At 36.1% G+C, this 20,635-nt stretch carries 18 protein-coding genes and 5 tRNA genes; 1 reads left to right on the top strand and 22 read right to left on the bottom strand.

Annotated elements, in window-relative coordinates; translation table 11 throughout:
• The first annotated feature begins 52 nt into the window (after positions 1-52).
• Entirely contained in the window at positions 53-286 is a 234-nt protein-coding gene (locus AC5SR4_RS12160; RefSeq protein WP_495356512.1) for a (4Fe-4S)-binding protein, read from the top strand.
• Between the two features lie 132 nt (positions 287-418).
• Here the strand turns inward: AC5SR4_RS12160 and AC5SR4_RS12155 are convergent, their stop codons facing one another.
• The 22 genes from AC5SR4_RS12155 to AC5SR4_RS12050 form a co-directional block, all read right to left on the bottom strand.
• Complete coding sequence (locus AC5SR4_RS12155; RefSeq protein WP_495356511.1) at positions 419-736, bottom strand: DUF3467 domain-containing protein; 318 nt, start codon at positions 734-736, stop codon at positions 419-421.
• 157 nt (positions 737-893) lie between these two features.
• Positions 894-5,195 carry a DNA-directed RNA polymerase subunit beta' gene (gene rpoC / locus AC5SR4_RS12150; RefSeq protein WP_495356510.1) on the bottom strand — a complete coding sequence of 1,434 codons (4,302 nt, stop codon included), beginning with the start codon at positions 5,193-5,195 and terminating at the stop codon, positions 894-896.
• A gap of 74 nt (positions 5,196-5,269) precedes the next feature.
• Positions 5,270-9,082, bottom strand: coding sequence for a DNA-directed RNA polymerase subunit beta (rpoB, locus tag AC5SR4_RS12145; protein ID WP_495356509.1), 3,813 nt, complete (start codon positions 9,080-9,082; stop codon positions 5,270-5,272).
• 133 nt (positions 9,083-9,215) lie between these two features.
• Positions 9,216-9,593: a 50S ribosomal protein L7/L12 gene (rplL, locus tag AC5SR4_RS12140; RefSeq protein WP_495356508.1), complete on the bottom strand. Its 378-nt coding sequence runs from the start codon at positions 9,591-9,593 to the stop codon at positions 9,216-9,218.
• A gap of 66 nt (positions 9,594-9,659) precedes the next feature.
• Complete coding sequence (rplJ, locus tag AC5SR4_RS12135) at positions 9,660-10,181, bottom strand: 50S ribosomal protein L10 (RefSeq protein WP_495356507.1); 522 nt, start codon at positions 10,179-10,181, stop codon at positions 9,660-9,662.
• A 19-nt stretch (positions 10,182-10,200) separates the two neighbouring features.
• On the bottom strand, positions 10,201-10,890 hold the full coding sequence (gene rplA / locus AC5SR4_RS12130; RefSeq protein ID WP_495356506.1) for a 50S ribosomal protein L1: 690 nt from the start codon (positions 10,888-10,890) through the stop codon (positions 10,201-10,203).
• A gap of 19 nt (positions 10,891-10,909) precedes the next feature.
• Entirely contained in the window at positions 10,910-11,347 is a 438-nt protein-coding gene (gene rplK, locus AC5SR4_RS12125; protein WP_495356505.1) for a 50S ribosomal protein L11, read from the bottom strand.
• Between the two features lie 74 nt (positions 11,348-11,421).
• Positions 11,422-11,976 (bottom strand): transcription termination/antitermination protein NusG, encoded by a 555-nt coding sequence (nusG, locus tag AC5SR4_RS12120; RefSeq protein WP_495356504.1) that lies wholly within the window; start codon positions 11,974-11,976, stop codon positions 11,422-11,424.
• A 9-nt stretch (positions 11,977-11,985) separates the two neighbouring features.
• Positions 11,986-12,183, bottom strand: coding sequence for a preprotein translocase subunit SecE (gene secE / locus AC5SR4_RS12115; protein WP_495356503.1), 198 nt, complete (start codon positions 12,181-12,183; stop codon positions 11,986-11,988).
• 87 nt (positions 12,184-12,270) lie between these two features.
• Positions 12,271-12,343, bottom strand: a tRNA-Trp gene (locus AC5SR4_RS12110).
• 62 nt (positions 12,344-12,405) lie between these two features.
• Positions 12,406-13,593, bottom strand: coding sequence for an elongation factor Tu (tuf, locus tag AC5SR4_RS12105; RefSeq protein ID WP_495356502.1), 1,188 nt, complete (start codon positions 13,591-13,593; stop codon positions 12,406-12,408).
• A 72-nt stretch (positions 13,594-13,665) separates the two neighbouring features.
• Positions 13,666-13,737, bottom strand: a tRNA-Thr gene (locus tag AC5SR4_RS12100).
• A 13-nt stretch (positions 13,738-13,750) separates the two neighbouring features.
• Positions 13,751-13,823: transfer RNA gene (locus AC5SR4_RS12095), tRNA-Gly, on the bottom strand.
• A gap of 28 nt (positions 13,824-13,851) precedes the next feature.
• Positions 13,852-13,934: transfer RNA gene (locus AC5SR4_RS12090), tRNA-Tyr, on the bottom strand.
• A 35-nt stretch (positions 13,935-13,969) separates the two neighbouring features.
• Positions 13,970-14,043, bottom strand: a tRNA-Thr gene (locus AC5SR4_RS12085).
• Between the two features lie 99 nt (positions 14,044-14,142).
• Entirely contained in the window at positions 14,143-14,445 is a 303-nt protein-coding gene (gene hpf / locus AC5SR4_RS12080; RefSeq protein WP_495356501.1) for a ribosome hibernation-promoting factor, HPF/YfiA family, read from the bottom strand.
• Positions 14,446-14,479: 34 nt separating this feature from the next.
• Positions 14,480-15,370 carry a tyrosine-type recombinase/integrase gene (locus tag AC5SR4_RS12075; protein WP_495356500.1) on the bottom strand — a complete coding sequence of 297 codons (891 nt, stop codon included), beginning with the start codon at positions 15,368-15,370 and terminating at the stop codon, positions 14,480-14,482.
• An 86-nt stretch (positions 15,371-15,456) separates the two neighbouring features.
• Positions 15,457-15,651, bottom strand: a complete 195-nt coding sequence (gene rpsU, locus AC5SR4_RS12070; RefSeq protein ID WP_495356499.1) for a 30S ribosomal protein S21 — start codon at positions 15,649-15,651, stop codon at positions 15,457-15,459.
• 85 nt (positions 15,652-15,736) lie between these two features.
• Positions 15,737-16,903 (bottom strand): acyl-CoA dehydrogenase family protein, encoded by a 1,167-nt coding sequence (locus AC5SR4_RS12065; protein WP_495356498.1) that lies wholly within the window; start codon positions 16,901-16,903, stop codon positions 15,737-15,739.
• A gap of 14 nt (positions 16,904-16,917) precedes the next feature.
• Positions 16,918-17,787 carry a ComEA family DNA-binding protein gene (locus tag AC5SR4_RS12060; RefSeq protein WP_495356497.1) on the bottom strand — a complete coding sequence of 290 codons (870 nt, stop codon included), beginning with the start codon at positions 17,785-17,787 and terminating at the stop codon, positions 16,918-16,920.
• 93 nt (positions 17,788-17,880) lie between these two features.
• Positions 17,881-19,503: an alanine/glycine:cation symporter family protein gene (locus tag AC5SR4_RS12055; protein WP_495356496.1), complete on the bottom strand. Its 1,623-nt coding sequence runs from the start codon at positions 19,501-19,503 to the stop codon at positions 17,881-17,883.
• 106 nt (positions 19,504-19,609) lie between these two features.
• A complete protein-coding gene (locus AC5SR4_RS12050; protein ID WP_495356495.1) occupies positions 19,610-20,632 on the bottom strand; it encodes a potassium channel family protein in 1,023 nt (340 codons plus the stop codon).
• Positions 20,633-20,635 lie beyond the last annotated feature (3 nt).

Below are 20,635 nucleotides of genomic sequence, written 5' to 3'. Positions count from 1 at the left end.
TTGCACCAAAATTGAAAAATAGATACCCATAACCCCAAATGTAAATTGCTATATGGATTCTTATAAAAACAAATTTAGTAACAAGGACATTACCGTAACATACGAGCCCTGCATGTGCGTTCATGCAGAAAAATGTGCAAAAGAACTTTCTGAAGTTTTTAGAACCTCCATTATCCCGTGGATTAATTTAGATGCCGCCGAGACAGAAGCAGTTATTGAACAAATTAAAAAATGTCCGTCGGGTGCTTTAAAGTATTATAAAAACGGTAAAAAACAAGCTAGTTAATTCTGGATACCTTCCAAAGTAAGATGTCATTCAGACTGCATTGAAGAATCTTCCATTTGAATGGAATGTTTCTTTTATTAGAGAGATTCTTCTCAGTCGTGTCTCCCTCTAAATGGCAAGAAAATCATACTGTTACGCTTGTCCAGTCGGACCAAAATTCAAAGGAATGGGTGGTTGCTCGTAATCCTTAATTTCACCATGGGCGCTTTCGAACCGGGCCACGTTTTCCCCTAACGCTTTTAACAAACGTTTAGCGTGCTGTGGGGTTAAGATGATTCTTGATTTTACCTTACTTTTTGGAACACCAGGCATGATGTTTACAAAATCAACTACAAATTCTGAAACAGAATGATTGATAATGGCTAGGTTGGAATACGTACCATCAGCTACTTTTTCATCCAATTCAATATTAATTTGTCCTTGTTTGGGTTTGTCTTTTTCGTCTGCCATAATGTGATGTATTTAAAATTAAAAGACTGTTTAAAAAGGCTAAGATCTGCATTAATCAGGAACAAAGATTGCTTTGTACCCTTGCAATAACAGCTTTAATGCCTTTTTAAACAGCCCTTACTTTATTCAGAATTCTAAATTCTGAATTCTGAATTTATTAATTATAATTCAATTCTTGCTTTACTTGCATCATTTCATCAAACTCTTCTTTAGAGCCAACGATAATGTCACTGTACTTACGCATACCGGTTCCTGCTGGAATTCTATGTCCTACAATAACATTCTCTTTCAAGCCTTCTAATCCATCTACTTTACCAGCTACTGCTGCTTCATTAAGAACTTTTGTTGTTTCTTGGAACGATGCTGCCGAAATAAATGATTTGGTTTGAAGCGATGCTCTTGTAATACCCTGTAATATTGGTGTTGCCGTTGCAGGCTTCGCATCCCTGGCTACTACAAGCTGCTTGTCTTCACGTCTTAAAATAGAATTCTCGTCCCTTAACTCGCGAGGCGAAATAATTTGCCCAGCTTTAAGGGTTGTAGAATCTCCAGGTTCTTCAATAACTTTCATACCGAAGATCTCATCATTCTCTAATATGAAATCTGCTTTATGAGCCAGTTGATCTTCTAAGAACAGGGTATCTCCAGAATCAATGATTCGTACTTTACGCATCATTTGTCTTACTACCACCTCAAAGTGTTTATCATTAATCTTTACACCCTGTAAGCGGTATACCTCTTGTACTTCGTTTACTAAATATTGCTGTACCGCTGATGGGCCTTTAATATTCAAGATATCGTCTGGTGTTATTGAACCATCTGATAATGGCATACCTGCTTTTACATAATCATTTTCTTGAACAAGAATTTGATTGGATAGTTTTACCAAGTATTTTTTAACTTCACCTAACTTAGACTCTACAATAATCTCACGATTACCACGCTTGATTTTACCAAATGATACCACACCATCTATTTCACTAACAACAGCTGGGTTAGATGGGTTACGTGCCTCGAACAGCTCGGTTACACGTGGTAAACCACCAGTAATATCACCTGCTTTAGCCGACTTACGTGGTATTTTAACTAAAATCTTACCTACACTTATCTTCTCATCATCATTAATCATTAAGTGCGAGCCTACCGGCAAGTTATAAGAACGTATGGTATTACCTTTACCATCTACAATATGTAGGGTTGGAATTAGCTTTTTATTTCTGGATTCTGAAATTACTTTTTCCTGGAAACCAGTTTGCTCATCAATCTCTACTTGGTAGGTAACACCTTGCTCAATGTTTTCGAATTTAACTTTACCCGAGAACTCTGAAATGATAACTCCATTATATGGATCCCAAGTACAAACAACATCACCACGTTTTAATTCAGAACCATTTTTAACTAGAAGTGTTGAACCATAAGGGATGTTATTGGTGCTTAAGGTAATACCTGTTTTCTTGTCTATCAACTTAATTTCAGTAGTACGAGAGATTACAATATCAACTTCATTACCTTCGCCATCTTGACCTTTAACGGTTTTTAAATCTTCGATTTCTGCAATACCATCAAATTTAACAGCCAATTTATTCTCTTCTGAAATGTTACCAGCAATACCTCCTACGTGGAATGTACGAAGTGTTAACTGTGTTCCAGGCTCACCAATAGATTGAGCTGCAACAACACCAACAGCTTCACCTCGTTGTACCATTTTACCTGTGGCTAGGTTACGTCCGTAACACTTTGCACAAATACCTTGTAAAGCTTCACAAGTTAATGGCGAACGTACTTCTAAGGTTTCAATTGGTGTTTCACCTATGGCTTTAGCTATATCGTCTTCAATTAATTGTCCTGAAGCAACCAATAATTCATCGGTTAATGGGTTATATACATCATTTAATGCAACACGACCAACAATTCTTTCTTCAAGGGTTTCCACTACCTCGTCGTTTTTCTTTAACGACTCTACTTCTACCCCTCTAAGTGTACCACAATCTTCAGTATTGATAATAACATCTTGTGATACATCTACCAAACGACGTGTTAAGTAACCTGCATCGGCCGTTTTTAATGCCGTATCGGCAAGACCTTTACGTGCACCGTGTGTAGAAATAAAGTACTCAAGAATGGAAAGCCCTTCTTTAAAGTTAGAAAGAATGGGGTTTTCAATAATCTCACCACCACCAGCATTCGACTTTTTAGGTTTAGCCATCAAGCCTCGCATACCTGTTAACTGACGGATCTGTTCTTTAGATCCACGTGCTCCAGAATCCAACATCATAAACACAGAGTTAAACCCTTGCTGGTCTTCGCGAATACGCTTCATTGACAACTCGGTTAACTCAGCATTGGTAGAGGTCCATATATCTATTACTTGATTGTAACGCTCGTTATTGGTAATCAATCCCATGTTATAGTTACCAGTAATACCTTCAACTAAACCATTGGCTTTATCAATCATACCTTGTTTTTCTGGTGGTATGATAATATCCCCTAAACTGAATGACAATCCGCCTTGGAATGCGAATTTAAACCCTAAGGTTCTAATGGCATCCAAGAAATCAGCCGTTTCAGGAACGGATGTATACTTTAAGATACTTCCAATAATATCTCTTAATGATTTTTTAGTAAGTACTTGGTTAATATATCCAGCGGCTTGTGGCACATGCTGGTTAAATAGTACACGACCAACCGTTGTTTCAATAATTGTTGGTGCCAACTTACCATCTTCATTAATATCTAAAGTTCTTACTTTAATACCTGCATTTAGGTCTACACGCTTTTCGTTAAACGCAATCTCTACTTCTTCTGGCGCATAGAAGGTTAAACCTTCTCCCTTTACTGGTGCTTCTGGTGTAGATTTACGCAACTTGGTCATGTAGTATAACCCCAGTACCATATCCTGTGATGGTACAGTTACTGGCGAACCATTTGCTGGATTTAAGATATTATGTGATGCCAACATTAATAATTGACACTCTAAAATAGCTTCTGGCCCCAATGGTAAATGTACGGCCATTTGGTCTCCATCAAAATCCGCATTAAATGCTGTACATACCAAGGGGTGTAATTGAATGGCTTTCCCTTCAATTAACTTAGGCTGAAATGCCTGAATACCCAAACGGTGTAAGGTAGGGGCACGGTTTAGCAATACTGGATGGCCTTTAAGCACATTCTCCAGGATATCCCAAACTACGGGCTCTCTTTTGTCTATAATTTTCTTGGCAGACTTAACGGTTTTTACAATACCTCTTTCAATTAATTTTCTAATTACAAAAGGTTTGTAAAGTTCGGCCGCCATATTTTTCGGCAAACCACACTCGTATAATTTCAATTCTGGACCAACAACAATTACCGAACGTGCTGAGTAATCGACACGTTTACCAAGTAAGTTTTGACGGAAACGCCCTTGCTTACCTTTTAATGAATCGGATAAGGATTTTAAAGGTCTGTTAGAATCGGTTTTTACAGCAGATGATTTTCTGGTGTTATCAAACAACGAGTCTACAGACTCCTGAAGCATACGCTTTTCGTTACGTAAAATTACTTCTGGTGCCTTGATCTCTACTAAACGCTTTAAACGGTTATTACGGATAATAACACGACGGTATAAATCATTTAAATCGGACGTTGCAAAACGACCACCATCTAGTGGTACTAATGGACGCAATTCTGGTGGAATAATGGGGATAACCTTCATGATCATCCATTCAGGACGATTTTCACGATTGTTGTTAGATTCTCTTAAAGATTCTACAACCTGTAAACGCTTTAAAGCTTCTGTTTTACGTTGTTTAGACGTTTCGGTATTGGCTTTATGGCGTAATTCGTATGATAAGGATTCTAAATCGATTCTAGACAATAATTCGATTAAACACTCGGCACCCATTTTGGCCAAGAATTTGTTAGGATCGGAATCATCTAGATATTGATTGTCTTGAGGAAGAGTTTCAAGAATATTTAAATACTCTTCTTCTGTTAAGAAATCCATTTTTTGTAATGGCTCTCCTTCTTCATTTTTGGCATTACCAGGCTGAATAACTACGTAACGTTCGTAGTAAATAATCATATCCAATTTCTTGGATGGTAAGCCCAATAAGTAGCCTATTTTATTTGGTAACGAACGGAAGTACCAGATATGTGCAATAGGCACTACTAAGTTAATATGCCCAACACGATCGCGACGTACTTTCTTTTCGGTTACTTCTACACCACAACGGTCGCAAACAATCCCTTTGTAGCGAATTCTTTTATATTTACCACAAGCACATTCATAATCCTTTACCGGACCAAAAATACGCTCACAGAATAAACCATCTCGTTCTGGTTTATGAGTTCGATAATTGATAGTTTCTGGTTTTAAAACCTCGCCTCTAGACTCTGCCAAAATAGATTCTGGTGACGCTAAACCAATGGAGATTTTATTAAATCTCTTTACTGTATTCTTATCTTGTTTTCTTGCCATATTTTCTAGTATTCAGTCTCAGTCTCAGTCACTGTGGTATTTCTGCCTACTGCGACTGTGACTGCCAACCTTTTTTATTCTTCTAATCTTATATCTAGTCCAAGACCCTTCAATTCGTGCATTAATACATTGAAAGACTCTGGTAGTCCAGGATCTGGCATTGGCTCTCCTTTAACGATAGCTTCGTAGGTTTTAGCTCTACCTATTACATCATCAGATTTCACGGTTAAGATCTCTCTTAACGTACTGGATGCACCGTAGGCCTCAAGTGCCCAAACCTCCATTTCACCAAAACGCTGACCACCAAATTGTGCCTTACCACCTAAAGGTTGTTGCGTAATCAATGAGTAAGGCCCTATAGAACGTGCGTGCATTTTATCGTCAACCATATGTCCTAATTTCAACATATAGATTACCCCTACAGTTGCAGGTTGGTCAAAACGTTCACCAGTGCCACCATCGTATAAGTGGGTATGTCCATATCTTGGAATACCAGCTTCATCAGTAAGTTCGTTGATTTGATCTATGGAAGCGCCATCAAAAATAGGTGTTGCATAAGTGCGTCCTAGTTTTTGACCTGCCCAACCTAGAACGGTCTCATAAATCTGACCAATGTTCATACGTGATGGTACACCTAGTGGGTTCAATACAATATCAACAGGCGTTCCATCTTCTAAGAAAGGCATATCTTCTTGACGTACAATACGTGCTACGATACCTTTGTTACCGTGACGACCCGCCATCTTGTCCCCTACTTTAAGCTTACGCTTTTTAGCAATATAAACTTTAGCAAGTTTGATAATACCTGCTGGTAATTCATCTCCCACAGAAATAGTGAACTTCTCACGTCTTAAAGATCCTTGCAAGTCGTTTTCTTTTATTTTGTAGTTGTGAATTAAATCGGCCACTAATTGATTCGTATGATCATCTGTAGTCCATTTTCCAGACACCAAATGTGCATAATCATCAACAGCGTTTAACATTTTAAGTGTGAATTTTTTACCTTTTGGTAATACTTCCTCACCTAAGTCGTTAAAGATACCTTGAGCTGTTTTACCATTTACAATATTGAAAAGCTTTTCGATTAAAATCTCTTTTAAATCGTCGAACTTTCTATCATAAATAGCTTCTAATTGTATAATATCATCTTTATCTTGAGCACGTTTACGCTTATCTTTAACGGCTCTTGAGAATAATTTTTTGTCTATTACAACACCATTTAATGATGGTGATGCCTTTAAAGAAGCATCTTTTACATCGCCGGCCTTGTCACCAAAGATAGCACGTAACAGTTTTTCTTCTGGTGTTGGATCACTCTCGCCTTTTGGTGTAATTTTTCCAATTAATATATCGCCTGGTTTTACTTCTGCACCAATACGAATCATACCATTTTCATCCAAATCTTTGGTAGCTTCCTCTGAAACGTTAGGAATATCGTTAGTCAACTCTTCATTACCCAACTTGGTATCTCTAACTTCCAAAGCGTACTCATCTATATGGATGGATGTGAAGATATCTTCTCGAACTACTTTTTCAGAAATTACAATCGCATCCTCAAAGTTATATCCTTTCCAAGGCATAAAGGCTACTTTCATGTTTCTACCTAAAGCTAATTCACCTTTTTGGGTAGCATAGCCTTCACATAATACCTGTCCTTTAACAACTTTATCACCTTTTTCTACTATGGGCTTTAAGTTGATACTGGTACCTTGGTTTGTTTTTCTGAATTTTACCAATGGGTATGTTTTAACATCACTATCAAAACTTACTTTGGCCTCATCTTCTGTACGGTCGTACTTAATAACGATTTCTGTAGCATCAACATATTGTACTACACCACTACCTTCGGCATTAATAAGTACACGTGAATCTGACGCAACTTGGCGCTCTAAACCAGTTCCTACAATAGGAGCCTGTGGCAATAATAATGGTACGGCTTGGCGCATCATATTAGATCCCATCAAGGCTCGGTTTGCATCATCATGTTCTAAGAACGGAATTAGCGATGCCGAGATAGACGAAATTTGATTGGGTGCTACATCTGTGTAATGTAATGAAGATGGCTCTATTACTGGGAAGTCGCCCTCCATTCTCGCGATAACTTTATCGTGTAATATTTTACCGTTTTCATCAACCTTAACAGTTGCTTGTCCTATTAACTTCTCTTCTTCTTCTTCTGCACTTAAATAAATTGGTGCATTCTTAATATCTACAACACCATCTTCTACAGGACGGTATGGAGTTTCAATGAATCCCATAGCATTCACTTTCGCATATACTGATAATGACGAAATTAAACCAATGTTTGGTCCCTCTGGTGTTTCAATAGGACATAAACGTCCGTAATGTGTATAGTGAACGTCACGAACCTCAAAACCAGCGCGCTCTCTGGAAAGACCTCCTGGTCCTAATGCTGATAAACGACGCTTGTGTGTAATCTCTGCTAATGGATTGGTTTGATCCATAAACTGTGATAACTGGTTGGTACCAAAGAAAGAATTAATAACAGACGACAAGGTCTTGGCATTAATTAAATCTATGGGTGTAAATACCTCATTGTCACGAACGTTCATACGCTCGCGAATGGTACGTGCCATACGGGCTAAACCAACACCAAATTGTTGAGACAATTGCTCTCCTACGGTACGTACACGACGGTTAGATAAGTGATCAATATCATCAATCTCTGCTTTGGAATTGATTAACTCGATTAAGTATTTTATAATGGTAATGATATCTTCTTTGGTAAGTACTTGCTTATCCATTTCAATATCAAGACCCAATTTTTTGTTCATTCTGTAACGACCTACTTCTCCTAATGAATAACGTTGGTCACTAAAAAACAGTTTATCTATAATACCACGAGCTGTTTCCTCATCGGGCGGCTCGGCATTACGCAACTGTCTATAAATATGTTCAACAGCCTCTTTTTCAGAGTTTGTTGGATCTTTTTGAAGCGTGTTATGTATAATAGCATAATCACCTTGCTCAGCACTTTCTTTATGCAAAAGCACTGTTTTAACATCAGCTTCAAGAATTTCTTCAATGTTTTCTTTATCTAATATGGTATCGCGATCCAAAATAATTTCGTTACGCTCAATAGATACCACTTCGCCTGTATCTTCATCCACAAAATCCTCATGCCAAGTGTTCAATACACGTGCTGCTAATTTTCTGCCTTGATATTTTTTTAAACCAGATTTGGAAACTTTGATTTCTTCAGCGAGATCGAATATCTCTAAAATATCCTTATCACGCTCAAAACCAATAGCTCTAAATAAGGTCGTAACCGGTAATTTTTTCTTTCTATCAATGTAAGCATACATTACCTGGTTAATATCTGTAGCGAATTCTATCCAAGACCCTTTAAATGGGATAACCCTTGCCGAATAAAGTTTGGTACCGTTAGCATGGAACGATTGCCCAAAGAATACTCCTGGTGAACGGTGTAACTGAGATACAACAACCCGTTCTGCACCATTAATAACAAATGTTCCACTAGGCGTCATGTATGGTATGGTTCCTAAGTACACATCTTGAACAATGGTCTCGAAATCCTCATGTTCAGGGTCTGTACAATATAACTTTAACCTAGCCTTAAGCGGAACGCTGTAAGTAAGTCCTCTTTCTATACACTCATCGATAGCGTATCTTGGTGGATCTACAAAGTAATCTAAAAACTCTAAAACAAATTGATTACGTGAATCTGTGATCGGGAAGTTTTCCATGAAGGTATTGTATAGGCCTTCATCTCCTCGTTCTTCAGATTTTGTTTCTAATTGGAAAAAATCCTGGAAGGATTTAATCTGAATATCCAAGAAATCTGGATATTCTGTTCTATTTACAATAGACGAGAAATTTAATCTTTCAGCTTGTGTTGACAACATCAATGGACGGAATTTTGATTAAAAAATATTAGTTGTGGCGTATGTAATAATTATATACGCAAAATGGTTTAGGCCTTGTCACGCCATTATGGCGTGACAGCCCTAAACCTTTATTGTTTTGGTTTAGCTAAGCTTATTTAAGCTCAACCTCAGCTCCTGCTTCCTCTAAAGATGCTTTTAAGCTATCAGCTTCGTCTTTAGAAACAGCTTCTTTAATAGCGCTAGGTGCACCGTCAACTAATTCTTTAGCTTCTTTTAAACCTAGACCAGTTAATTCCTTAACTAATTTAACTACTGCTAATTTAGAACCTCCAGCTGCTTTTAATATTACATCAAATTCAGTTTGAGCTTCAGCAGCATCATCGCCACCTGCAGCAGGACCAGCAACAGCAACTGCAGCAGCAGCAGCTGGCTCTATACCATACTCTTCTTTTAATATAGTAGCTAACTCATTTACTTCTTTTACTGTTAAGTTAACTAATTGTTCTGCGAAATCTTTTAAATCTGCCATTTTTCTATCGTTTTTAATAAATTTTTAATTTTAATATAATTGTAATAAAGTGCGTACTGTTTAATACTATCCTTCTTTTTCAGATAGTGTTTTAATAATACCAGCCAGTTTTCCACCACTTGATTTAAGTGCTGAAACAACATTTTTAGCAGGTGATTGTAACAATCCTACTATGTCGCCCAATAACTCTTCTTTAGACTTGATATCTACTAACATGTCTAATTGGTTATCGCCTATATAAATAGCTTCCTCAATAAAAGCACCTTTTAATAAAGGTTTCTCTGATTTTTTACGGAAGTTCTTTATAAGTTTGGCCGGTGCATTACCTGTCTCAGAATACATTACAGATGTATTGCCTTTTAAAACTGTTGGAAGCTCTCCAAAATCTTTTTCTGAAGCTTCCATTGCTTTTTCAAGTAATGTGTTTTTAACGACTGCTAACTTTACGTTTGCCTTAAAACAAGCACGACGTAAATCGGAGGTTGAACCTGCATTTAATCCTGAAATATCTGTTAAATAGATATTTGTATTATTGGCTAATTCTGAAGTTAACTCCTGTATTACTTGTGATTTTTCTTCTCTTGTCATAATAAAAGTATTTAACTAATTAACCAACTTTAGGATCAACAGCTACACTAGGACTCATGGTACTAGAAAGGAATATACTTTTTACGTATGTACCCTTAGCAGTTGTTGGCTTAAGTTTTATTAATGTTTGTATTAATTCATTTGCGTTACCTGCAATTTTATCAGCGCTAAAAGACGCTTTTCCTATTGCTGCATGTACAATACCAGTTTTATCAACTTTAAAATCGATTTTACCAGCTTTTACTTCAGTTACAGCTTTAGCGATATCCATAGTTACCGTGCCAGTTTTTGGGTTAGGCATTAAACCACGAGGACCTAATACACGTCCTAAAGGACCTAATTTACCCATTACACTTGGCATGGTGATGATAACGTCTACATCGGTCCATCCGTTCTTAATTTTATCAAGATACTCGTCTAAACCAACATAATCTGCACCAGCTTCTTGAGCTTCTGCTTCTTTATCTGGAGTTACTAACGCTAATACTTTCATATCTTTTCCAGTTCCGTGAGGAAGTGATACAACACCTCTCACCATCTGGTTGGCTTTACGTGGATCTACACCCAAACGTACAGCAATGTCTACTGATGCATCAAACTTCGTGTTAGTGATTTCTTTCACTAGCGCAGATGCTTCATCAAGAGAATAAAATTTCCCTTTTTCTATCTTTGCTAAAGCTTCTTTTTGCTTTTTTGTTAATCTTGCCATTTCTTAATGCTTTTATAGATTAATATGGTGCGTTTCCGGTTACGGTAATCCCCATAGACCTTGCGGTACCAGCTACCATTTTCATAGCAGATTCGATAGTAAATGCATTTAAATCTACCATTTTATCTTCTGCTATAGCTTTGATCTGGTCCCATGAAACTTTAGCTACTTTTTTTCGGTTTGGTTCTCCTGAACCCTTCTTTACTTTGGCCGCTTCTAATAATTGTACTGCAGCTGGTGGTGTTTTGATTACAAAGTCAAATGACTTGTCTTTGTAAACAGAAATAACAACCGGTAATACTTTACCTGGTTTATCTTGAGTTCTCGCATTGAATTGCTTACAGAACTCCATGATATTAACCCCAGCAGCACCTAAAGCGGGTCCAACCGGTGGCGATGGATTCGCAGCACCTCCCCGAACTTGTAACTTAACTACTTTACCTAATTCTTTTGCCATTTTTAATAATTTAGTTTGATACGCTTTTATATTTGGAAGCTAAAACCGTATCCTTTTATATAGTGTAACAATTATTATACTTTTTCTACTTGCATATAGCTTAATTCCAACGGTGTTTTTCTACCAAAAATCTTAACCATTACTTCAAGCTTACGCTTTTCTTCATTTATCTTCTCAATAGTACCATCAAATCCATTAAATGGTCCGTCAATTACTTTAACTGTTTCGCCTTTAGTAAAAGGAATCGCTACATTAGCATTTTCCTCTACTGCCAATTCGTCAACCTTACCTAACATTCTATTGACTTCAGATTGTCTTAACGGTACGGGATCGCCTCCTTTAGTTTCTCCTAAAAAACCAATAACATTGGTAACTGATCTTATAATATGAGGCACCTCACCTGTTAAATTGGCTTGAATCATAATATATCCTGGGAAAAACACTTTTTCTTTGTGTATTTTTTTTCCATTGCGTATTTGAATCACTCTTTCGGTAGGTACTAATACTTGGTCTACATAGTCTTGCATGCCTAATCGAGCTATTTCATTCTCGATATAGGTTTTGATTTTGTTTTCCTGACCACTTACAGCCCTAACGACGTACCATTTTTTTTCGCTTACTTCAGACATAATCTATTTTTAGCTGTTAATCCATTGAAAGTAAAACGCTATGACCTTACTGAATACAGTATCGACCCCCCATATTGCTAAGGAAAAAATTATCGAAAATACAGCAACTAAAACAGTTAAACTTTGTGCCTCTGCCCATGTTGGCCAACTTACATTATTTTTAAGTTCGCTAAATGATTCCTTTATATAATTTACAATTCCAGCCATTTATATATTTTTTTCAATAGATTAAAATTCCGATGCTACAATTTTCAAAATCGACCTGAGCGAAATTTTACCTTTTACTTTATTCTGCACGGGTTGAGAGACTCGAACTCCCGACACCTGGTTTTGGAGACCAGTGCTCTACCAACTGAGCTAAACCCGTAAACATAAGTCAAGGTATTCCGTTTTTACGGAATACCTTAGCTTACTATTTAATTTACTGTATTAGTCTAAAATCTCAGTAACTTGACCAGCTCCTACAGTTCTACCACCTTCACGAATTGCAAAACGTAAACCTACGTTCATTGCAATTGGTTGAATTAATTCAACAGTGATAGTTAAGTTATCTCCTGGCATAACCATCTCTACACCATCAGGCAAAGCAATGTTACCTGTTACGTCTGTTGTACGAACGTAAAATTGTGGGCGATAGTTATTATGGAATGGTGTGTGACGTCCACCTTCTTCTTTTTTAAGGATATAAACCTCAGCTTTGAATTTTTTATGTGGCGTTACAGAACCTGGCTTAGTAATTACCATACCTCTAGAGATTTGAGTTTTCTCAATACCTCTTAATAGGATACCTGCGTTATCTCCAGCTTCACCTCTGTCAAGTATTTGACGGAACATTTCAATACCAGTAATAGTAGATGTCAATTTTTGAGCACCCATACCAATAATCTCTACAGGATCACCAGTTGAAGCAACACCAGTTTCAATACGACCAGTTGCTACAGTACCACGACCAGTAATAGAGAATACGTCTTCGATAGGCATTAAGAAAGGCTTATCCATATCACGTACTGGCTCTTCAATCCACTCATCACAAGCATTCATTAATTCCATTACTGTATCTACCCATTTTTGCTCACCGTTAAGTGCTCCAAGTGCAGAACCAGAAATTACAGGGCCATTATCACCATCGTACTCATAGAAGTTCAATAAATCTCTAACTTCCATATCTACTAACTCTAATAATTCTTCATCGTCAACCATATCTACTTTGTTTAAGAAAACAACGATACGAGGAATACCTACTTGACGACCTAATAAGATATGCTCACGAGTTTGTGGCATAGGACCATCTGTAGCAGCTACTACTAAGATAGCACCATCCATTTGAGCTGCACCAGTTACCATGTTCTTAACGTAATCCGCGTGACCTGGACAGTCAACGTGTGCATAGTGACGTTTTGCAGTTGAATATTCTACGTGAGATGTATTGATTGTAATACCTCTTTCTTTTTCTTCTGGTGCGTTATCAATTTGATCAAATGATTTCGCTTCTGATAAACCTGCATCAGCTAATACTTTAGTAATAGCAGCAGTTAAAGTTGTTTTACCGTGATCTACGTGTCCAATTGTACCAATGTTTAAGTGTGGTTTTGAACGATCGAAAGTTGCCTTTGCCATGTTTTTTAAATAATTTAATCTTAGTTATATAATATTTATTAGTGTGTTCTAATTTACATTCTTTAATTATAGAGCCAATGACGGGAATTGAACCCGTGACCTCTTCCTTACCAAGGAAACGCTCTACCCCTGAGCTACACCGGCTTAAATAAATTAGAGCGGGAGACCGGGTTCGAACCGGCGACATTCAGCTTGGAAGGCTGACGCTCTACCAACTGAGCTACTCCCGCAATGATTTATAATCCTTTTAATAAAATGTGGGGAGAGCAGGATTCGAACCTGCGAAGGTGAAAACCAACAGATTTACAGTCTGTCCTCGTTGGCCGCTTGAGTATCTCCCCCAATTTTTATTTATTCACTCTTTTTAAAGAACTTGAGCCGATGGAGGGACTCGAACCCACGACCTGCTGATTACAAATCAGCTGCTCTAGCCAGCTGAGCTACATCGGCTTTTTCTGTTATTTACACACAAAAAAAGCCCGTTATTTCTAACGGACTGCAAATGTATATATTTATTTTTTTATTCAAAACATTTTTGAAGAAATTTTATTATAAATGTGCTCTTAATTTTTCTTTTCTCTTTTTTAGTTGTCTTTCCAATGAAGCTACTGCTATATCGGTACCTTCTTCGAAACTTTTACACTGCTTTTTTACCATTAAACTGTCTCCTGGAACACTCACTCTTGCTTCGAATATTTTATTCTCTTTATCTTTTGTGTTTTCTACTTTTAAAAACACATCCGACTTGATGATCTTGTCATAAAACAAATCCAGTTTATCCATACGTTTTTGGATAAAAGCTATTAATTTTTTGTCTGCATTAAAATTAACTGATTGCGTGTTTACTTTCATAATACTTGTTTTGGTTAGACAATAATTTTAATAATCATTTTTTACTTCTTGGGTGGGTATTTATATGTACCTTTTTTAACTCTGCTATACTATTGTGAGTATAAACTTGAGTTGCTGCTAAACTGGAATGACCAAGAAGTTCTTTAACAGCGTTTAAATTTGCACCTTGGTTAAGCAAATGTGTTGCAAAAGAATGCCGTAATATATGAGGGCTCTTTTTTACCTTTGTTGATGCAATACTAAAATAATCATTTATAATTCTGTACACAAGTGTTTCATATATTTTTGCACCCTTTTTTGTTAAAAAAAGGTAATCGTGATCTACAATATGACTTAACGAATCTCGGACTTCTAAATATGAGTTTATGGTTTTTGCTACCGATTCTATTAACGGAATAATACGTTCTTTATTTCTTTTCCCAAGTACTTTTAACGTTTTGTTATTAATATCTATATCACTTAGCTTTAACTGCACCAATTCTATTCTTCGAATACCTGTAGAATAGAACATCTCTATTATCAATTTATCCCGAACACCCTCAAAATCATTTTGAAAGTGCCAATCTTCCAAAACAGTTTTTATCTCGGTTTCTGAAAAAGGAATTTGAACTTTTTTACTGGTTTTTAATGCTTTGTGTTTTGATAAAGGATTGGACTTTATTGTTTCTGTCTTTAAAAGAAATTTGTAGTACGTATTTAATGCGGAAACTTTTCTGTTTATGCTCCTATTAGACAACCCGTTTTCTACCAATGCGACAATCCATGTTCGTATTTGCGAATAATTAACTTGATTTATGGAACCCATATCATATTCACTTTTTACAAACTCCAAAAAGGTACCCAAATCATTTTTATAGGCATTCACTGTTAGTACTGAATAATTTTTCTCAAGCAACAAGTAATCTATAAAGGATTTAAAAGGCATTTCTTTTGGTTAAAAAGTATACATTGAAATATACAAAAAAAAATCCCACTTAAAAGTGGGATTGTTATTTTTGTGATTAAAATATACTAGATATCTTCTGCATCTCTTAATCCTTGAATGTATTGTGCTTTTTGTATTTGGGCCCTACGTTCTACTGAAGGCTTTGTAAATTGCTTACGAACTTGCAACTGACGCTTAACGCCTGTTTTATCAAACTTTCTTTTAAAACGCTTTAGCGCTCTATCTATATTTTCTCCTTCTTTAATTGGTATTATTAACATAGTGTCTTAACCTCCTCTCTTTTAGATTTTGAGTTTGCAAATATAAAAATAATTCTGAATTCCTAATTCTGAATTCTGAATTATTTTATGTAGCCGGTTTATACTCCTTTTTATCAATAATAATCTTTGCCAATATTTCCCTGAGAATCTCTGATGTGCCTCCTCCTATGGGACCCAACCTACTATCACGAAATAATCTAGCCATGGGGTAATCTTCCATATAACCATAACCCCCTAAAAATTGCAAACATTGGTAAACAACCTCATCTGCCATTTTTGTAGATTTTAATTTAGACATGGTAGCATGCTTTACAACGTATTCGCCTTTATTTAATCTGTAAGCTACGGAATAATTGAACTCTTTACATATTTCCATATCCGAATACAAATCTGCTATGGTGTGCCTTAATGCCTGGAATTTATCTATCGATTTCCCAAAAGCTTTACGGTCTGACATATATTGCAAGGCATAATCCAATGCAAATTCTGCTCTTGCATGGGCATTGATTCCCATAATTAAACGCTCCAATGAAAAGTGCTGCATGATATATGAAAAGCCCTTGTTTTCTTCACCCATTAAATTGGCTGTGGGTATTTTTACATTGTCGAAAGCAATCTCACCCGTATCAGAGGCTCGCCATCCCAATTTATTTAATTTGGTTGCTGATACACCTGGAGTATCTCTATCTATAACAAAAATACTGATGCCCTTATTTCCTGATTCTGGATTTGTTTTAGCAGCAATTACCATATAATCACTGTTAACCCCATTTGTTATGAATGTTTTAGAACCATTTATTATATAGTAGTCACCGTCCTTAACTGCTGTAGTTCGCATACCAGCTACATCACTTCCACCAAAAGGCTCAGTAATGCACAAACAACCTATCTTATCACCAGATATACTCGGGGCTAAATAGTTTTTCTTAATAGCCTTACTTCCTTCTTTGTTTAGGTGCGTCATTGCTAAATAAGCATGTGCCCATATAGCGGCGGCAAAACCACCTGAGTTTATTTTTTGCAATTCTTCTAAAAGAATTACTGTATAGAACAAATCTAGATTTAGGCCTCCATAAGCTTCAGGATAATTAATACCAAAGTACCCCATATCGCCAAATTTCTTCCAAATAAACCTATCAATATCACCTGTTTGTTCCCAAGTTTCAATATATGGAACTACTTCTTTCTTCAAAAAATCTTGCAGGCTTTTTCTAAAAAGATGGTGCTCTTCGGTGAAGTACATACTATTCATTTATCCTTTCTTTTTCAATCGAGCGACAAATATAATTTAATTATATCGATTTTATTTACAGGAAAGCCCTTAACTTTTGTTAATTCATCTATAGACTTATATCCTTCTCTTAATTGGCGCTGTTCTACAATACTATGTGCTAGGTCATAGTCAATATGTTGTACAGTAACTAACTGTGCTACCGTGGCCGTATTTAAATTAATTTTTTCAATATCCCGTGGTGTTTTTACAGTAAAATCATTTTTTATTCGTTCTATAACCTCTGGTGTTAATCCATAAACGTCCTGAAGCTGCACGTCATCTATAAAGCCTCCTGCAAATTTATTTCTAAACCGTATTATTCTATTGGAAAGTACTTTACCTACACCATTTATTTTTTGTAGTTCTTGGGCTGTTGCTTGATTTAAATCTTGCTTTTGGGAAAAAGTTTTAGGCAGATTGCTCTTGGTAAAGTCTTGAAAGTTTTTAGATTTTGGCTTTGTTACCCATTCTGGAAATTTAAATAAAGGTGCTATTTTATTTAAAAGAGAATCGGATACTTTGGTGACTTCTTGAAATTGTTTTGCAGAATTAATCCACTTATTACGCCTTCTATAAGTTAACAACCTATCAATTTCTTCATTGCTCATACCCAAGACATACCCTTTATAATCTGTTATAAAATTTGGATTGAACGGATATATTTTGGGTTGGCTTGCTTTAATCTTCTCTTTCCTAAGAGAATCTATTTCCTCATTAAATTTCAACAAGGCTTTATTATCAACTTGAATTTCTTGACTGGGCACACCTATTAAGAAATAAACACTCTGCAAAACAACTATTAATAGTAGTAATATAAAAATCCCATTTCGCTGTTCTTTTGAAAGCTTAAAATGGGATCTCATGTTCTAGTTGTTAGTTTTTAATTATTTAGTTGTTAGTGGATAGACTTTAGTTGTTAGAGACATGACAAACTAACAACCAACAACTCAACTATTTTACATATGCTTGGTAAGGTCTTCAGCGCCTTCGTCTAAAGCATCATGCTTTACATTAATGGCTTTTAAATACTTTCTTAACTCTCTATTTATTACTGGAGACAAAATTACTACACCTATAATATTGGGTACTACCATAGCAAAGATCATGGCATCGGAAAAATCTATAACTGCCCCAAGACTAATAGACGATCCTACAACAACGAAAAACAAGAATAATATTTTATAAACCAAATCGCTTATTTTCCCTTTTCCAAATAAAAACACCCAACCTTGCATGCCATAGTAAGACCAAGAAATCATGGTTGAAAACGCAAATAGTATTACAGCAATAGTCAATACAATAGAGAAGTGTGGTATCACACTATCAAAAGCTGTAGCTGTTAACTCTACCCCTTCTTTAATTGGTACGCCATATTCCATAAAGCTACCATCAAAATTAGTTATCACGATTACCAAGGCTGTCATGGTACAAATAACTACGGTATCTACAAATGGCTCTAGTAAGGCTACTATACCCTCACTTGCAGGATATTTGGTACGTACTGCCGAGTGAGCAATGGCCGCACTACCTACACCTGCTTCGTTTGAAAACGCACCTCTTCTAATACCTTGAATCATAACACCCACAAGTCCTCCAGCAATTCCCAATCCAGAAAAAGCACCTTCATATATCAAACTAAAGGCATCATCTATTAAATGCCAATTAGCTCCTAATATAATAAGTGCCGCCAATACGTATATTCCAGCCATAAAAGGCACAATTTTCTCAGTTACCGAAGCAATTCTTTTAATACCGCCAATGATGACTATAGCCACAATTACGGCCATTACCATACCAAAATACATGCCTGCATTGGAACTTTCAAAATCAAACAATTTTATGAATTGGGCAGCAGCCTGATTGGCCTGAAACATGTTACCTCCTCCAAAGGAACCACCAATAACAAAAATGGCAAATATTACGGCTAAAACTTTACCTATTCCACCAAATCCTTTTTCTTTAAAGCCTTTAGTTAGATAATACATAGGCCCTCCATAAATAGTACCATCTTTACCAACATCTCTATATTTAACACCTAATGTACATTCTGCAAATTTTGATGCCATTCCCAATAATCCGGCCACTATCATCCAAAATGTGGCTCCTGGCCCTCCAATTGAAAGTGCCACTGCTACTCCCGCTATGTTGCCTAAGCCTACGGTTGCTGACAATGCAGCGGTTAATGCCTGAAAATGCGATACTTCACCATGCGCGCTATCATCCCTTAATGTTTCAATGATGTTATGGTCTTCATTGGGTGTTTGGTCACCATATAATGTATCGGCTCCATGCTTTTCAATATCTTCATATTTCCCCTGAACCACACGCAATGCTGTTCTAAAGCCTGTAAAATTTATAAATTTAAAATATATGGTAAAAAACAATGCCCCACCTATTAAAACGATCAGCACCCACGGAATTTGATAGTCTTCTGAAAATGGAATTTCATAAAAAATACCATCTACAAACCAACCTGTGTAGTCCTTGAAAACTCTATCAATTTTTTCGGAAGTTGATTCTTGAGCAAATGTTAAAAAAGGTAAGATTGAAGTAAATGTAAATAGAAGATATTTCTTCATAGAAAATTGGTTTAATTAGTTTTATTGAAAGATTCTTACTAAAAGTTGGCAAGATGCTAAAAAAAAATCATTTTCTAAAACTTCTATTGTTAAAATAGTAAAATAACTAGCTGATATTGTAGGCACTATTGAGTGCTTCAATCTGTTCTGGCCTGCCTAAAACAATAATTCTAGAATTTGGCAATAATTCCATATCAGCTTCTGGATTTACAATATATTCGCCGTTTTGGTCTTTGTAACCAATTACAGTACAGCCCGTTTTCCTTCTAAGGTCTAAATCCTTTATTGTTTTTATTGAAGATTTTTTATTATATAACTTCTCTACCCCAACCTCTTCAATGTTAATATTGGATTTACCAACTATGGAAAGGTTGTCTATAAACTCCATTAAACCAGGAACAACCACTAAAGATGCCATGTGATCACCTCCTATTTTGTCGGGCAATATAACATTGTTGGCTCCTGCAAATTTTAACTTGTCGTAAGAGGACTCTTGTGATGCTCTACTGATAATATTAATGTTTTTATTTATTTGCCTTGTTGAGAGTACTACAAATAAATTATCAGCATCGTTAGGCAGTGCCGAAATAAAACTTGATGCGCGATCTATGCCAGCTTGTATTAAAACTTCATCTTCATTGGCATTACCTATTACATAAGGTACATTATCTAATTGCAAGCGTTCTTCCATATCTCTGTTCTTTTCAATAACTACAAACGACTTATTATGCGCTAATAGCTTTCTAACAGCTTGCTTACCATTTCTTCCGTAACCACATATTACCACATGGTTCTTGAAACTATCAATTTCTTTTTGCATCTTTTTACGTTTTAACTCTTCAATATTATTTTTACTTAGAATATATTCTGTAATGATAGAAAGTGCATATCCCATTATAAGCACACTGGCCAAAATTAAAAATATGGTAAAAATTTTAGATTGCTCATCTAAAGGCACAACTTCTCCAAAACCAACAGTAGTCATTGTTATAACTGTCATGTAAACAGCATCTACCCAGGAGTAATCGGAAATTATTTTATAACCTGCAACACCTATTATTAATATAAAGGTTAGCAAAAAAAAAGCGGTATAAACTTTTGTTTTAAAAAATTTAATAATCGGGTTCATAAA

The sequence above is a fragment of the Aestuariibaculum scopimerae genome, assembly GCF_059428085.1.
The sequence above is the reverse complement of the archived record's forward strand: the minus strand, read 5'-3'. Positions and strand labels throughout refer to the sequence as shown.

Coding starts and splice junctions, on each gene's coding strand:
- AC5SR4_RS12160 (WP_495356512.1), top strand. CDS start 53: ATGGATTCTTATAAAAACAAATTTAGTAACAAGGACATTACCGTAACA.
- AC5SR4_RS12155 (WP_495356511.1), bottom strand. CDS start 736: ATGGCAGACGAAAAAGACAAACCCAAACAAGGACAAATTAATATTGAA.
- rpoC (WP_495356510.1), bottom strand. CDS start 5,195: ATGGCAAGAAAACAAGATAAGAATACAGTAAAGAGATTTAATAAAATC.
- rpoB (WP_495356509.1), bottom strand. CDS start 9,082: ATGTTGTCAACACAAGCTGAAAGATTAAATTTCTCGTCTATTGTAAAT.
- rplL (WP_495356508.1), bottom strand. CDS start 9,593: ATGGCAGATTTAAAAGATTTCGCAGAACAATTAGTTAACTTAACAGTA.
- rplJ (WP_495356507.1), bottom strand. CDS start 10,181: ATGACAAGAGAAGAAAAATCACAAGTAATACAGGAGTTAACTTCAGAA.
- rplA (WP_495356506.1), bottom strand. CDS start 10,890: ATGGCAAGATTAACAAAAAAGCAAAAAGAAGCTTTAGCAAAGATAGAA.
- rplK (WP_495356505.1), bottom strand. CDS start 11,347: ATGGCAAAAGAATTAGGTAAAGTAGTTAAGTTACAAGTTCGGGGAGGT.
- nusG (WP_495356504.1), bottom strand. CDS start 11,976: ATGTCTGAAGTAAGCGAAAAAAAATGGTACGTCGTTAGGGCTGTAAGT.
- secE (WP_495356503.1), bottom strand. CDS start 12,183: ATGGCTGGAATTGTAAATTATATAAAGGAATCATTTAGCGAACTTAAA.
- tuf (WP_495356502.1), bottom strand. CDS start 13,593: ATGGCAAAGGCAACTTTCGATCGTTCAAAACCACACTTAAACATTGGT.
- hpf (WP_495356501.1), bottom strand. CDS start 14,445: ATGAAAGTAAACACGCAATCAGTTAATTTTAATGCAGACAAAAAATTA.
- AC5SR4_RS12075 (WP_495356500.1), bottom strand. CDS start 15,370: ATGCCTTTTAAATCCTTTATAGATTACTTGTTGCTTGAGAAAAATTAT.
- rpsU (WP_495356499.1), bottom strand. CDS start 15,651: ATGTTAATAATACCAATTAAAGAAGGAGAAAATATAGATAGAGCGCTA.
- AC5SR4_RS12065 (WP_495356498.1), bottom strand. CDS start 16,903: ATGAATAGTATGTACTTCACCGAAGAGCACCATCTTTTTAGAAAAAGC.
- AC5SR4_RS12060 (WP_495356497.1), bottom strand. CDS start 17,787: ATGAGATCCCATTTTAAGCTTTCAAAAGAACAGCGAAATGGGATTTTT.
- AC5SR4_RS12055 (WP_495356496.1), bottom strand. CDS start 19,503: ATGAAGAAATATCTTCTATTTACATTTACTTCAATCTTACCTTTTTTA.
- AC5SR4_RS12050 (WP_495356495.1), bottom strand. CDS start 20,632: ATGAACCCGATTATTAAATTTTTTAAAACAAAAGTTTATACCGCTTTT.